This is a genomic window from Schaalia hyovaginalis (genome assembly GCF_014208035.1).
Taxonomy (GTDB): Bacteria; Actinomycetota; Actinomycetes; order Actinomycetales; family Actinomycetaceae; genus Pauljensenia; species Pauljensenia hyovaginalis.
In genome coordinates, this window is record NZ_JACHMK010000001.1 from 42,698 (window position 1) to 55,960 (window position 13,263).

The window sequence follows — 13,263 nt, forward strand, 5'->3', positions numbered from 1 at the left end:
TGGGCACTTTTGGGGGAGAGAGAAGACTTCTGAAAGCATCTTCGGGAGAAAGAGGGGGCGCGAAGGAACGAGGACGGGGCTGAATCTCACGCATGCGGTCATCCCCACGAGAACGCACGGACTCGCGCACGCGCACACCTGCGAAGATTCCTCCCCCTCGTCCGGGCGGCCCGTTCAAGGCGTTCGATAATGCCCGCAGGATCTTCGAGGTCGTTCCAGCTGAACCGCAGGACGCTCCACCCGCGATTACTCAGGAAACGGTCTCGCTCGAACTGGTCTCCCCATGCGATCGCCTGTTCTTCCGCCGTGACTCCGTATTTGGCCCGTCCATCGAATTCGAGGGCGATCTCCAGCTCCGGAATGGCGATGTCCAAGTAGTACTCCTCGAATCCGTCAGAGACCTGGAACTGAACCCGGGTACCGCCGACACCGCATGATCGAAGGATCCACAGAAGCCGCGCTTCGCCGACTGATTCGCATCCGGCTTCGGCGTTCGCAAGCATCCACCGGGCGTCGGCCGCTCCAGGGCAGTGCCTTCTCGCAGCATCGAGCCTGGCCCGCAGCGATTCCTTGAGTTTCCACTCGGATCGCCGACGTGGTGCCCAGCGGTTCGCATTCCCGATGACGAGGCGCCTCAATGCTGAGCATGCGGCCACAAAGGCCTGCTCGCCCTTCTCGAGAAGGAGAATCGTGATGAGCGCATCCTCAATGAATTCATCAGAGGCGTAGTCAACGACCGGTCGGCGCGCGAGCCCTCCGCGGATTCGGCGGACGCGACAGGGCTGTTCGGGCGCGATCACCATCCCGTCGAGGACGACGGCCGGAAGGGTGAACCTCTGAGAACGTCGGCCGTCGCGAGCTGCGAGTGAGCACTCGCGAGGAGTCGCGGCCAAGGGCAGGTCGGCGAGGAGAGCGGCCGTCAGTCCGACCGGGGCGCATGCCGCGTGGGAGTGAAGGCAGGCCCACGCGCGAGCCTTGGCGATCAATTCCGCACGCTCCCATGATCGTTTCGTCGTTCTCAGAAGTGATTCGGGAAGCCACGCCCCCGGGCCGATGGGAATGAGGCCCTCGCGCGTGGGAAGGCGCTTGTTTCGGCTTGTCAGCACCATTGCGTCCCGGACTTGGCGTGAGCTCATCGGCATGGTCGCTTCCTTCGGTTTCAGAGCTGAACAGCCGAACCGTAGGACTTGTGCGGCGGTCACGACGCGTATCCACAACCCCGAAGGTGCCCAAGAAGGGGTCCGTGGATCTTCAGAGGGCTTCTTGGGCACTTTCGGGGGAGAGAAGACTTCCGGCACTTTTCGGGGGGGGGGGGGAGGGGGAGACAGCGGGGCCGGACCTGCAAGCGCGAGCCCGCCTCAGCCGACTTCGTCTTGGTGTGAAACAATCGGGCCATGACAACGCAGTCGAACCCCCATGCCGCACTCGCGCCCCTTCCCGAGCCCCTCGCCGCCCTCGCCGAAGGGGTTGAACTCCTCGATCCGATGGAAGCTCCCCCGATCCGCTGGGGCATCCTCGGCGCCGGTTGGATCGGCTCCGTCTTCGCCCGCGACGTCGCCTCCTACTCCTCGGGCGTGATGGCGGGCGTGGCCGCACGCGACCCCGAACGGGCGAAGGCCTTCGCAGCCGACTTCGGAGTCGAACGCGCCTACGACTCCTACGAGGAGCTCCTCGCCGCCGACGACATCGACGCCGTCTACATCGCCGCGATCCACCCCGCTCACGCCGAATTGGCGTCCCTCGCCCTCGAGGCCGAAAAGCCGATCCTCGTCGAGAAGTGCTTCACGATGGACGCCGCGAGCGCGAAAGCCGTCCTCGACCTCGCGGAGAAGAAGAATCTGTTCTGCATGGAGGCCATGTGGACGCGCCATCTGCCCCACCAGAAGGTGCTGTCGCAGATCGTCGCGAACGGCGGTCTCGGCGCGGTGGCGACGGTCCACGCCGACCACGGCCAGAAGCTCGAGCACGTCCGCCGCATGTGGGACCCCGAACTCGGCGGCGGCGCCCTCATGGATCTCGGCGTCTACTCGATGTCCTTCGTCCAGCAGATCCTGCCCGAGGCGCGCCTCGTCGGCGCGACCGCGAAGCTCACAGACCTGGGCGTCGACGTCCAGTCCGCGGCTCTGCTCACGACGGAAGGCGCGGTGGCGACCGCGAGCTCGAACTTCAACGGCCGCTCGGCGACTTACGGCGAGGTCGTGTTCGAGCGCGGCGCGATCGAGATGGCCGACCAGTTCTACCGGCCGACGTCGCTGCGCCTGCGCACCTTCGGCGAGGGGAAGCCGGACAACGGCGAGCTCGTCAAATGGGACGGCACGGTTCCCGGCGGATTCCAGTACCAGGCCGCCGAGGTGGCCCGCTGCCTGGCGGCCGGCCTCAAGGAGTCGGCGACCATGCCCTGGGCGGACACTCTGCGCGTGATGGAGCTCCTCGACGGGGTCCGAGCCGCAACCGGCATCGCCTACCCCTGGGAGCGTTGAGCGCGGACCCCGAAGCGCGTCGGAGGCGGGGCGGGCGCGCAGCGGCTCTCGCGATGCCGCCGGGCTTGAAAGACCCCGTCTCCGTCGATGATCACAGGAGGGCCGCCGTCCACACGAGCGTCGTGTAGGGGATCTCGATCTCCCGGCCGGGCGCGTACCCGAGGTGCTCGTAGAGGTACCACCGCAGGTTCGCCTGCATGCGCTCGCGCCCCGCGCGGTCCTGGCGCAGGTAGGAGGATCGGGTGGTGCCCAGCTCGAGAAGGGCCTCGGGCGTCATGCGATCCTCCCAGGGGACGAGGTCGAGGCGGGGCTTTTCGAAGAGCCCCCCGAAAGCCGGCGGGTTCTCGGGCCTGTGGACGTCTCCGGAGCGCATGATCCGCGTGAGCCGGTGGACCCAGGGGACGGACACGTCCATCTGATTCCATACGGCTGCGAGGATGCCGCCCGCTCGGAGGATGCGCGCGGCTTCGACGCCGGCGGCTTCGGCGTCGACCCAGTGCCAGGACTGGGCGTAGACGACCAGATCGAGGGATGCGTCAAAGAAGCCGGTCGCCTCCGCGCTCGCTTCGCGGATCCGGATCCGTCCGGGCGCGCCTTCGATCGCCTCGCGCATCTGGGCGCGCATCGGGGCCGAGGGCTCGACGGCTTCGACGTCGAAGCCTCGCTCGGCGAGGAGGAGGCTCATCTTGCCCGTGCCCGCGCCGATGTCGGCGGCGCGCATGGGCGAGCAGGCGCGTCCTTCGGTCCTCGCGAGGAGCGCGTCGAGGGCGGCCGCCGGGTATGCGGGGCGCACCGCGGCGTACTTCGGCGCCGCGATGTCGAAGGGGTTGTCCATCCCGGTGATTCTAGGCAGTTCCGGGGCTTCAGGGACGCGTATCTTCCTCGAAGGACTTGTGTACGAACTGGCGGGGCCGTTAGATTCCCGTTGCAGGGTAGGCATGCACCGGGGAGGGATGTGTCCATCGAAACGGCTATGACCTTGGGCGCGCAGACTGCCGCTGCAGGCGATGTCAGCGAGGCGCGCAGTGCGATCGGCGATGGGGTTTCGGCCTTGGAGTCGACGCTCGGCGCTCATGCTTCGGGGATCACGGGGGAGGGGATGGTTCTCTTCCTTCGCTGCGTTGACGAGTGGTGCGCGGCCTACCGGACCCTCGAGGCCGACTACGCGCATTACGCGGATTCCCTCATCACCGTCGATCGTACGACCGCCCGCACTGACGACGAGGTGAGGGGTGCGTTGGCATTGAGAGAAGCACAAGAACGTTTGGCTTCTCGTTTGGGGGCCCTTTTATGACCGCTGAGCGTTTGGTCTTCCGCGACGCTGATGCGGAGGCGATCCGCACGGGTCTTGACTCGCTCGCGGCGACATTGCGTGAAGAGCATGAGGCGATGCGCATGTCTGTGGGTCGGCGGGTTTCAGGCTGGAGCGCGCGTTCGGCCTCGCGGGAGTCCCAGATGGATTTCGATGCTCGACTTGCGCAGCGCGCGGATCAGTTCGCTTCGGCCTTGGAGGCTGCTGCGGAGGCGATGGGGTCTTTGCACGATGACGCTTACCGAATTGAAGTCGCCAATGTTGCGATCATGGACTGAGGGGGATCGCGGTGGCCGGTCATGATTTCGACGTTGATTTGGAGGCCCTGCTCACTGCTGCGAATCGTTCGAGCGAACTGGTTGAGCTCAAGCGTGACATGGACGTGGATGATTACGTCCCGACGGAGGCCGCGCTTGCCTGCGACACGGTGTGGTCCGCGGTTGACGAGTTTCAGGATCGTTGGGAACGTGGGATCAATGCCATGACGGATGACATTTCAGAGGTGTCGGGCCGTTTGGCGAAGGTTGCCGCGAACTATGCGGAGTATGTGCAGCGGAGCGCTGAGACGATGGCGCATCTGAGAGGGATCATGGCATCTCTTCCGCAACGGCCTCTCGCGGGGGAGTGATTCGGGTGGGTGTGGGCTGTTCGGGTGCTCCGTTATTCGTGATTGAGGGGGATCCTGCCCAGGTTCGCTCGCGCGCGGCGGTGATGCAGGCCCGTTCGCGCGAGTTCGCGGAGTTCGCCGATGCGGTGGCCTCGATTTCGACTGATGGGTGGAGCGGTCGGGCGGCCGATCGCTTCCGTGCGCGTTTCGAATGCGAGCCTCAACGCTGGCGTGAGGCCGCAAGCGGTTTCGCGCGTGCGGGTGCTGCTCTGACCGCGTGGGCGGATGCCGTTTCCCTCGCCCGGGTGCGCGCTTCGAGCTGTAAGGCACTGTATGAGCAGGGGGAGGAGGCGACGCGCCGGGCGCGCGTCGCCTACGAAGCGCAGCTGACCTGTGAACTGGATGCGCAAAACTCGTGGTTGAGGTCCGGCGTCGCTCAGGTGGAGTTGGCCCGTCTGTCGCCGACTCCGTTCACAGATCCGGGGCAGGCGCTGCGTGACGAGGCGAGTGCGGCTTTTGCCGCGATTGTCGAGGAGTTGGATCAGAAGGCGACGTGGGTGGCTTCCGAGGTGCGTGCGGGGTGCGCGGGGGCTCCGAGTGCGCGCAATTAGGTGACGAGCGGTTTGGAATTCATCGGTGGAGTCCTCAAGGGCGCGGGGGAGGCCGTCGTCGATTTGGGGAGTCTGATCGCGAGCCTTCAGTTCGGTGCGATGTTCGACGGTGCGAGGGTTTTGAGCGGGGACTTGAGTGCCGATGAGTTCGCGGCGAAGTATGCGCACAAGTATTCCGATGCCGCCGAAATCGTGGGCGGCGCGTACCGGGATCCTGCGGCTTTCGCAGTGAGTGTGGGCAAGGGCGTGCTCGACTGGGACACCTGGGCGGATGATCCGGCTCGGGCTCTCGGCCATCTTGTTCCTGACGCCGCAGCGACGATCGCGACGGCGGGTGCGGGCACGGCTGCGCTGGCGGCCGCGAAGTTGAGTAGAGCGGGCCGGGTGGCACGAGCTGCGGATCGTATCCACGATGGTGCTGACCTTGCGGCGGATGCGCGTCGTGGAGCGCGCGGTCTTGCTCCGAACGCTCTTGAGCGCACCGATGCCGCTGAGGCGATGATGGATGCGAAGCGTTCTTCCTCCCGGGTCGATTCCGTTCCCGGTTCTTCTCGTTCGACTGGGAGCCCGCACCCCTCCGCTTCTCTTGAGGAGCGTCTTGGCCCTGTTCCCACCGGGGGCGATTCTGCGGCGAAGGCGAGTGCGGCGGATGCTTTGGCTCCCATGGCCCGGGCCGACGAGGTGTCCGTCCATAATAGGGACGCTTTCCCCGGCACGGATCCCATCGGCAGGCATGACACCCCCGATGGTGCTGCGCACCATGCGCATGCCGAATCCGGGAAGGCTGATCATGGGGTTTTAGGGGTTGAGCGCCGCGATTTGTCAGAGGCGGAGCTTGCGGAACTGCGTAGTCGTCCGCCCGAGAGTATCCAGGACATTGTGGATGCGGTGGACCCGCGCGAGCTGAAACGCAACCCGGCAATTGATTATTCACACGGGCGGATTGATGGCGTCACCCCCGGTGACCTCGTCAAGGATCCTCGTCATTTCTTCGGTACTCACCCCGACGGCAGCCCGAAGACCTTCTTCGACTGGGTGCGCGACTTCGCCGATCCGGAAAGCTACAGAGCACGATGGCCACAGGATGAACCCGGGAAGGTCTTCGATGGAATGGTCGACGACGGCACCATTCAGCATCACATCTCCATCGAGGACTACCGCTCGCAATTCGGTTCGACGATCGACCGCATCGGAAATCCGGGCGGCAGCTATTTCGGCGCCATTGACGACGGCCGCATCGCCTCCTTCGAGGAGCGCGCCATCGCCCCTTCATCGATTCACGAGTCGTATTATCAGTACGAGATCGCCGATGGGCCTCTTCCCGAGGGGATCACCGTGACCACCGGCACCGTCGCCCCCTGGCACGGTGCCCCCGGCGGTGCGCGTCAGCTTCAGTTCTTTGAGAACGGAGAACCCCTGAACGCCGATCAACTCGTCAAGAAGGGGATTTTGAGAGGAGTCGTGACACCCATTGGACTTCATTAAAGAACTACTCGAAATCGTCACAACAGAAGGAAAGAAGGGGACAAGATGGGCGTACTATCTCATTGACGACGGCGACGATCTCAACTTCGATGACGGGGCCTTGACCTATCACGTGTGGAAGGAAGACGAACGCTTCTTCTACGGCACGCACGAACGCGGCGGACCGCCCACCCGGGACGTTGACACGTCCAACCCCGACTTCATGGCGAACTGGGTCATGCTCGCCTTCATGAACGAGGTCCGTTGGCGCAGGGGGCTCCGCCTCACCGTCATCGATCCCTGCTCGACCCTGGCCTGTCCCGGTTGGTCGTTCCAAGACGTCGGCAACAGCCGATGGATCCCCGTCCGCCCCGACGGCACCACAGCCGACTTCCGGGTTCGAACATGGGCTCCACGCTTCGAAGGCGTATCCGCCATGACATGGATCCTGGACGCCGACCCCCACGAACTCCTCACCTCCTACCTCCACCCCCAAGGAACCCCCCTCCTCACCCACCTCCTCGAACACCCCAACACCACCAACTAACACCCCCGCGCCCCCGGCGGTGCGCGTCAGCTTCAGTTCTTTGAGAACGGGAAGCTCCTGAACGCCGATCAACTCGTCAGAAGAGGAATTTTGAGAGGAGTCGTGACACCCATTGGACTTCATTAAAGAACTACTCGAAATCGTCGTAAAAGAATGGAACTACCACCTCGCAAGCGACGGCGATGATCTTCACTTCTACGACGGGGCCTTGACCTATCACGTGTGGAAGGAAGACGAACGCTTCTTCTACGGCACACGCGAACGCGGCGAACCTCCCACCCGGGACGTTGACACGTCCAACCCCGACTTCATGGCGAACTGGGTCATGCTCGCCTTCATGCACGGAGTCCGCTGGCGCAGAGGATTCCAAGACATTGCTATCACTCCCCACTCGACCCTGGCCTGTCCCGGTTGGTCTTTCCAAGACGTCGGCGAGAGCATGTGGATCCCCGTCCGCCCCGACGGCACCACAGCCGACTTCCGCGCCTGGAGCTGGGCTCCACGCTTCGAAGGCGTATCCGCCATGACATGGATCCTGGACGCCGACCCCCACGAACTCCTCACCTCCTACCTCCACCCCCAAGGAACCCCCCTCCTCACCCACCTCCTCGAACACCCCAACACCACCAACTAACACCCCCGCGCCCCCGGCGGTGCGCGTCAGCTTCAGTTCTTTGAGAACGGGAAACCCCTGAACGCAGCCGACCTCGTTGACAAGGGGATTTTGAGAGGAGTCGTGACACCCATTGGACTTCATTAAAGAACTACTCGAAATCGTCGTAAAAGAATGGAACTACCACCTCGCAAGCGACGGCGATGATCTTCATTTCTACGACGGGGCCTTGACCTATCACGTGTGGAAGGAAGACGAACGCTTCTTCTACGGCACACGCGAACGCGGCGAACCTCCCACCCGGGAAGTTAACACGTCCAACCCCGACTTCATGGCGAACTGGGTCATGCTCGCCTTCATGCACGGAGTCCGCTGGCGCAGAGGATTCCAAGACATTGCTATCACTCTCCACTCGACCCTGGTCTGTCCCGGTTGGTCTTTCCAAGACGTCGGCAACAGCCGATGGATCCCCGTCCGCCCCGACGGCACCACAGCCGACTTCCGGGTTCGAACATGGGCTCCACGCTTCGAAGGCGTATCCGCCATGACATGGATCCTGGACGCCGACCCCCACGAACTCCTCACCTCCTACCTCCACCCCCAAGGAACCCCCCTCCTCACCCACCTCCTCGAACACCCCAACACCACTTCAACGATGACTCCCTGACACGACGTATCCTGGGCGGAAGCGCATCCGCCGGAGAAGCAGGATCCTTCAACGAGGGATTCAACAATCACCACGACATGTCCGATCTCCTCAAAACGCACGAGGCCACACGCTCGAAAGGGGAGCAGATGTCCCACTCAACGCCCAATGTCGGTTTGATCCGTTGGCCCGGGGATGACCACGACCATTTGATGGGTATGCTTCGTCGAACTATCGAGGAATTCTCCTCCCTCTCCGACTACGTAGCTCGCTACGGCCCTCATGTGGATCGAATCGGCGAGCCCACCGGCAAATACTTCTGCCACCTTCCCGCAAATGGAAACCCATGTTCTTTCGAAAGCCGATCGCTCGATCCCTTTTCCCTCCACTCCTCCTATTACCAGTACACGATCGATTCCCTTCCTGAAAGCGTGCACATTCGCACCGGCATCACCGCACCATGGCACGGCTTCGAAGGCGGGGCACGAGGGGTCCAGTTCATCTGGGGCAATATTCCTCTCACCGCCATCGAATGCATCGAACTCGGAATCCTCGCCGGAAAGGTACGCGCCTGAAATGTCCATCGCCGATTCCCTCATCAATTTCGCGCGCCGCTCCGGCGCCCAAGCATTCGCCGCCGAAGGCGGAGGGGTGCGCCTCACCTGGGACATGGGACATTTTTTCCACCACTTGTGGAAAGAGAACGACCAGTACTGCTACGGCACGAGTGAACGCTCCGAACCACGGATCGCGACGATGCTATGCCCCTATGAGGAGATCATAGAGAAATGGGCCATCGTCGCGATCGGTGCCGAGGCCCGCAGACACCTCGGCTTCGCACCGATCGTCATCCCCTCCGCGCCCGAGAGCGCCGAACCTCATTGGCGATTCGAACAGCTGTCTTTCCTCAGCGGACGCCTCGCCACCGAGGACGGCTTCATCCCGATGGAGCTGCGCGACACCTTCCCTCGTCACCGGAATCTGACAATGCTGTCCCATGTGATTCAGATGGACGCCGATCAGCTCCTCTCCTCGTATGAAGCCGAAGACGCGCACCCCCTGCTCTCGCATCTGCTTCCTCCCGCTCACTGATTCCCCGAAGTCATCCGCACATCACGAAGAAACGATCAGGTGAGGACGATCGCGTCGGCGAGCTCGCGCGGCCGGTCGCATGCGAGGCGCGCGAGGTCCTGCGCCTCCCAGCGGTCCCACCAGGGGCGGTAGGCCTCGCCGTCGCGCTCGAGCGCACGCGTGCGCCGCACCATGCCCCCGCCTGCGGCCTCGATCCAGATCGCGAAGTCGGCGAGGGGGCGAGTCTGAGGCGCGAGCGCCCCGCAGCCCTCGAGGATCGTCGGCGCACCGGGGGCGACCTCGATCGGGGGGAGCTCCCGCGAGCGCTCCCAGTCCCATGGCCGGTACGCACCGGCCCTTCCCCTTCTCAGGTCTTTCACGAGGGCGAGAGTCACCGATTGCGCTGCGCGCAGCCCGTCCCAACCCGGGAACCAGAGATCCGGGCCGAGGACTCGCCACCCGCCCCCGATCCGTTCTTGAAGCGACTCGGCGAGCCCGGCCGCGAAGCTCGACTTCCCCGCCCCGGATAGGCCGTCAACGAGGACGAGCGGCGTCGCGGACGCCGGGGCCGCAAGAGCTCCGAGCACGAGGGTGAGGAGGGGCTCGGGGATCGTCTCCCCCGGAGCCCAGGAGGCCCGGAGGCCGGTTGCGGGCGGCCGGGGGGAATCCGGCCCGCTCACACGAGCCCCTCGAAATGCCCGGTCCAGATCGCGATGCCGAGGGCGATCGCGGGGACCGCGGCCGAGGCGAGGAGCATCGTGAAGTCGGCGACGCCCAGTCGGGATTCGCGCGCCCAGGTCCTCGGCCAGGGCGCCCCGAAGCCACGCGCCTCCATCGTGAGTGAGAGCTTCGCCGATCGCCGCAGGGCGAAGACGAGGAGTGCGAAGGAGCCGCGCGCCGCAGATACGATCCTCCGCGCATCATCGATCCCCCGGGTCCTTCGCGCCTGCTCGAGCGCCTTCCAATCGGCCACCATGAGGCCGGTCATCCGCGCGGCCGCGAGGCTCGCGAGGACGGGGCGGGCGGGCAGACGCAGGACTTGGGCGAAGCCGTCGGCCATGTCGGTCGGGTCGATCCGGGAGAGGAGGAGGATCGCGGGCATTCCCAGCGCGAGGACGCGCAGGAGGATGCCGGCTGCGAGCATTTCCGAGCGTTCCGAGATCATCGCGGGCCCGAAGGACCAGAGGATCGTCGAGTCCTCGGGCTTGGCGTACAGGAGCATCGAGAGGGAGGCGAGGGGTGCGGCCACGAGGATCGGCGCCATCCGCAGGGCGAGAGTCTTCGGGTTCATGCGCGAGGCGGCGACGAAGGCGAGTTCGAGGACGAGGGCGGTCCCCGCGGACACGACGTCGATCGATGCCAGCAGGGGCGTCGTCATGAGGATCAGGGCGAGGACCTGGGTGACCGGGTTGACCGCGTCGAGGATCGAGCGCCTGCTCGGGGCCTCTTCGCAGGCCGCGCCGAACGCCGGCGCTGAAGGGGCGCCCATCCCCTTTCCTGAATGCGGGGCCGTGCCGGACCGGTCCGGCATCGGGGGCCGAGCAGGCGATGACTCCGAGGCGGGCGGGCGCGCCGATTCGCCGAGCGCGTCGAAGTCGATCACACGGTCCCCCATGGCCTCGACGAATGCCGGGTCGTGGGTGATCGAGACGAGCGTCGTGCCGCGGTCGCAGGCGCTTCGGAGCAGGCGCACGAGTTCGATCCAGGTGCGCCTGTCCTGACCGAAGGTCGGCTCGTCGAGGATGAGGAGTTCGGGAGCGGAGATCAGGGCGGTGGCGACTGAGAGTCTGCGCTTCTCCCCGCCCGACAGGGTCATGGGGTTGGCCCCGGCGAGGCTCGCCAGTCCGAGGGCCGCCAGGTGCTCGTCGACGAGGGCGTCGAGGGCCTCGCCCTCAATCCCCGACTTCCTCGGGCCGATCTCGAGCTCGGCGCGGACGCTGCGGGCGACGAACTGGTACTCGGGCTCCTGGAAGACCATGGAGATGCGTCCGAGCAGCTCGGCGGATTTCCAGTCGTGCGGGTCCTTCGATCCGCCGGGGATGCCGGCGGCCGGTGAAGCCGCGATCGTGCCGCCGAGGGCCGGGAGGAGTCCGGCGAGGGTGAGGGCGAGCGTCGTCTTGCCCGCCCCGTTCGCCCCGAGGATGCACGTCGAGACGCCGCGGGGGATGTCGAGGTCGATACCGCTGCGCACCGGGTGCTCCGCGCCGTAGCCGATCGACAGATCCCGGGCGATGAGGATCGGCTCGGGCGAGGGCTCGGGCCCGACGTTCTCCAGGGGCTCCGCCCGGGGGGTCCCGGAGGGCGATTCGCGTTTGGAGGCGCAAACGCCTGCGAGCGCCTCGGCCGCGACCCGGTCCCCGGGGAGCCAGATTCCGCGTTCGCGCAGCTCGTCGCCCCGGGTGGCGAGGACATCCGCGGCCGGCCCATCGGCTGCGACACGGCCGTCGAGGATCACGACGATCCGGTCGACGAGGTCAGCCCACACGTCGACGCGGTGCTCGATGACGACGAGCGTGGCCCGCGAGGCCTCCAGGACCCTGCCGACCGCGTCGCGCACGCCCGCGACGCCCTTCGGATCGAGGTTCGCCGTCGGCTCATCCAGCAGGAGGAGCCCCGGCTCCATCGCGAGCACGGAGGCGAGGGCGAGCCGCTGCTTCTGCCCGCCCGAAAGGCGCGAGGTCGAATGTGAAAGAGCGACATCCAGGCCGACGCGGGACAGTGCGGAGTCGACGCGCGGCCAGATCCCCTCGCGGGGAACGGCGAGGTTCTCCATGCCGAAGGCGATGTCGTCGCCGACGCGGGCGAGGACGACCTGCGCCTCCGGGTCCTGCATGACGAGGCCGATCCGGCCGCGCTGTTCCTCCGGCGCCCGCCCGTCGATCAGCAGGGAACCGGCCCATTCGCCCTCGTCCTCGTCCCCGAGGAGCCCGGCGAGCCCTGCCATGAGGGTCGACTTGCCCGAGCCGGAGGGGCCGAGGACGAGGACCCGTTCACCGGGCGCGATCTCGAGGTCCACGTCGGTCAGGGCCCAGGCCTTGCGGCCCCCGTGCCGCCACCCCCACGAGTGCAGCGACACGGAGGCGGGCCCGAGGCGCGGCTCGGGGGGCGCGCCGTGGAGGAGGGACGGAGCTGTCGGCTCGGCCATCGGGATCCTCAGACCCTTTCGCGGACCTCGCGGCCCGCGGCGAAGCGGTCGAGGGCGCCGGCCTTCGCGAGTCCCTTGACGAGGGCGTGGGCGAGCATGCCCGCGAGGAGGGCGCCGGAGATCATGAGGCAGACGAGGTAGGTGGCGTTGAAGACCGCGCCCTTCTCGAGGTTCCCGGAGGTGAAGAGTTCGAGGATCCAGGCGCCGAGGCCCGCGCCCGCGCCCGAGAGCGAGGCGACGAGGAGGTCGAAGCGGCGGTAGAGGAAGAGGGCGAGGACGATCTCGACGCCGAGTCCCTGCGCGATGCCGGAGTAGATGGTCGGGATTCCCCACTGGGAGCCGAGGGCGGCCGACACGGAGGCGGCGAGGACCTCGACGAAGAGGGCCGCGCCGGGCTTGCGGATGACGAGGCCGCCGAGCGTGCCGCCGATGAGCCAGATGCCCGTGACGAGGCCGCCGATGCCCGGCGTCACCGCTTCGAAGAGCGAGTATCCGAGTCCGCCGATCTGGTTCCACACGAGGAAGACGAGTCCGCAGGCGACGCCGAGGATCGCGGCGGTCACCATGTCGACGACGCGCCAGCCGAGGCGCGAACGGGTTGCGGTTGCAGTGGTCATGAAGGGGATTCACCTCTCTATCGGTCACGTGCGAATGCCGACGAGCAGGCAGCCTCCCTACGCCGGTATGAGCCGGTTCAGGTTCGACGGTCGAGGACCTCGAGTCCTCCTCTCAACCCGGTTGCTCCGGGTTCCCGTGGCATCGACCAC

16 protein-coding genes and 1 riboswitch are annotated in these 13,263 nt (G+C 66.0%); of the genes, 11 read left to right on the forward strand and 5 right to left on the reverse strand.

Annotated elements, in window-relative coordinates; genetic code table 11:
* Positions 1 to 98: 98 nt before the first annotated feature.
* Positions 99 to 986, reverse strand: coding sequence for a DUF559 domain-containing protein (locus HD592_RS00180; protein WP_184451196.1), 888 nt, complete (start codon positions 984 to 986; stop codon positions 99 to 101).
* Positions 987 to 1,394: 408 nt separating this feature from the next.
* Between HD592_RS00180 and HD592_RS00185 the strand changes: the two genes are divergently transcribed.
* Positions 1,395 to 2,480, forward strand: a complete 1,086-nt coding sequence (locus tag HD592_RS00185; protein ID WP_184451197.1) for a Gfo/Idh/MocA family protein — start codon at positions 1,395 to 1,397, stop codon at positions 2,478 to 2,480.
* Between the two features lie 91 nt (positions 2,481 to 2,571).
* On the opposite strand, the gene HD592_RS00190 is transcribed toward HD592_RS00185, so the two are convergent.
* Complete coding sequence (locus HD592_RS00190; RefSeq protein ID WP_184451198.1) at positions 2,572 to 3,315, reverse strand: class I SAM-dependent methyltransferase; 744 nt, start codon at positions 3,313 to 3,315, stop codon at positions 2,572 to 2,574.
* A 120-nt stretch (positions 3,316 to 3,435) separates the two neighbouring features.
* On the opposite strand from HD592_RS00190, the gene HD592_RS00195 reads away from it, so the two are divergent.
* From HD592_RS00195 to HD592_RS00240, 10 genes are all read left to right on the forward strand, one after another.
* The gene (locus HD592_RS00195) at positions 3,436 to 3,774 is read left to right on the forward strand and encodes a hypothetical protein (RefSeq protein WP_184451199.1); all 339 of its coding nucleotides are present in this window, start codon (positions 3,436 to 3,438) and stop codon (positions 3,772 to 3,774) included.
* Positions 3,771 to 4,070 (forward strand): hypothetical protein, encoded by a 300-nt coding sequence (locus HD592_RS00200; protein ID WP_184451200.1) that lies wholly within the window; start codon positions 3,771 to 3,773, stop codon positions 4,068 to 4,070. The genes HD592_RS00195 and HD592_RS00200 overlap by 4 nt, the downstream gene beginning before the upstream one ends.
* Before the next feature lie 11 nt (positions 4,071 to 4,081).
* Entirely contained in the window at positions 4,082 to 4,420 is a 339-nt protein-coding gene (locus HD592_RS00205) for a hypothetical protein (protein ID WP_184451201.1), read from the forward strand.
* Between the two features lie 38 nt (positions 4,421 to 4,458).
* Entirely contained in the window at positions 4,459 to 5,010 is a 552-nt protein-coding gene (locus tag HD592_RS00210; protein WP_184451202.1) for a putative T7SS-secreted protein, read from the forward strand.
* Between the two features lie 12 nt (positions 5,011 to 5,022).
* Positions 5,023 to 6,495, forward strand: coding sequence for a TNT domain-containing protein (locus HD592_RS00215; protein WP_184451203.1), 1,473 nt, complete (start codon positions 5,023 to 5,025; stop codon positions 6,493 to 6,495).
* The gene (locus HD592_RS00220; RefSeq protein WP_184451204.1) at positions 6,482 to 7,021 is read left to right on the forward strand and encodes a hypothetical protein; all 540 of its coding nucleotides are present in this window, start codon (positions 6,482 to 6,484) and stop codon (positions 7,019 to 7,021) included. Before HD592_RS00215 ends, HD592_RS00220 begins: the two co-directional genes overlap by 14 nt.
* A 112-nt stretch (positions 7,022 to 7,133) precedes the next feature.
* Entirely contained in the window at positions 7,134 to 7,655 is a 522-nt protein-coding gene (locus tag HD592_RS00225; RefSeq protein ID WP_184451205.1) for a hypothetical protein, read from the forward strand.
* 112 nt (positions 7,656 to 7,767) lie between these two features.
* Complete coding sequence (locus HD592_RS00230) at positions 7,768 to 8,301, forward strand: hypothetical protein (protein ID WP_184451206.1); 534 nt, start codon at positions 7,768 to 7,770, stop codon at positions 8,299 to 8,301.
* 77 nt (positions 8,302 to 8,378) lie between these two features.
* Positions 8,379 to 8,855 (forward strand): glycohydrolase toxin TNT-related protein, encoded by a 477-nt coding sequence (locus HD592_RS00235; RefSeq protein WP_246429949.1) that lies wholly within the window; start codon positions 8,379 to 8,381, stop codon positions 8,853 to 8,855.
* 1 nt (position 8,856) lies between these two features.
* Positions 8,857 to 9,372 (forward strand): hypothetical protein, encoded by a 516-nt coding sequence (locus HD592_RS00240; protein WP_184451207.1) that lies wholly within the window; start codon positions 8,857 to 8,859, stop codon positions 9,370 to 9,372.
* A gap of 35 nt (positions 9,373 to 9,407) precedes the next feature.
* Here the strand turns inward: HD592_RS00240 and HD592_RS00245 are convergent, their stop codons facing one another.
* From HD592_RS00245 to HD592_RS00255, 3 genes are read right to left on the reverse strand one after another with little or no spacing between them, the layout of a single operon-like run.
* Complete coding sequence (locus tag HD592_RS00245) at positions 9,408 to 10,031, reverse strand: nucleoside/nucleotide kinase family protein (RefSeq protein WP_221437778.1); 624 nt, start codon at positions 10,029 to 10,031, stop codon at positions 9,408 to 9,410.
* Positions 10,028 to 12,496 (reverse strand): ATP-binding cassette domain-containing protein, encoded by a 2,469-nt coding sequence (locus HD592_RS00250; RefSeq protein WP_184451208.1) that lies wholly within the window; start codon positions 12,494 to 12,496, stop codon positions 10,028 to 10,030. The genes HD592_RS00245 and HD592_RS00250 overlap by 4 nt, the downstream gene beginning before the upstream one ends.
* A gap of 8 nt (positions 12,497 to 12,504) precedes the next feature.
* A complete protein-coding gene (locus HD592_RS00255; protein WP_184451209.1) occupies positions 12,505 to 13,113 on the reverse strand; it encodes an ECF transporter S component in 609 nt (202 codons plus the stop codon).
* 37 nt (positions 13,114 to 13,150) lie between these two features.
* Positions 13,151 to 13,261, reverse strand: a riboswitch (TPP riboswitch).
* Between the last annotated feature and the right edge of the window lie 2 nt (positions 13,262 to 13,263).

Bases quoted from the DNA above. Each gene is read 5' to 3' on its own strand.
- HD592_RS00185 (WP_184451197.1), top strand. From the start codon at position 1,395: ATGACAACGCAGTCGAACCCCCATGCCGCACTCGCGCCCCTTCCCGAG.
- HD592_RS00200 (WP_184451200.1), top strand. From the start codon at position 3,771: ATGACCGCTGAGCGTTTGGTCTTCCGCGACGCTGATGCGGAGGCGATC.
- HD592_RS00240 (WP_184451207.1), top strand. From the start codon at position 8,857: ATGTCCATCGCCGATTCCCTCATCAATTTCGCGCGCCGCTCCGGCGCC.
- HD592_RS00255 (WP_184451209.1), bottom strand. From the start codon at position 13,113: ATGACCACTGCAACCGCAACCCGTTCGCGCCTCGGCTGGCGCGTCGTC.
- HD592_RS00190 (WP_184451198.1), bottom strand. From the start codon at position 3,315: ATGGACAACCCCTTCGACATCGCGGCGCCGAAGTACGCCGCGGTGCGC.
- HD592_RS00250 (WP_184451208.1), bottom strand. From the start codon at position 12,496: ATGGCCGAGCCGACAGCTCCGTCCCTCCTCCACGGCGCGCCCCCCGAG.
- HD592_RS00235 (WP_246429949.1), top strand. From the start codon at position 8,379: ATGTCCGATCTCCTCAAAACGCACGAGGCCACACGCTCGAAAGGGGAG.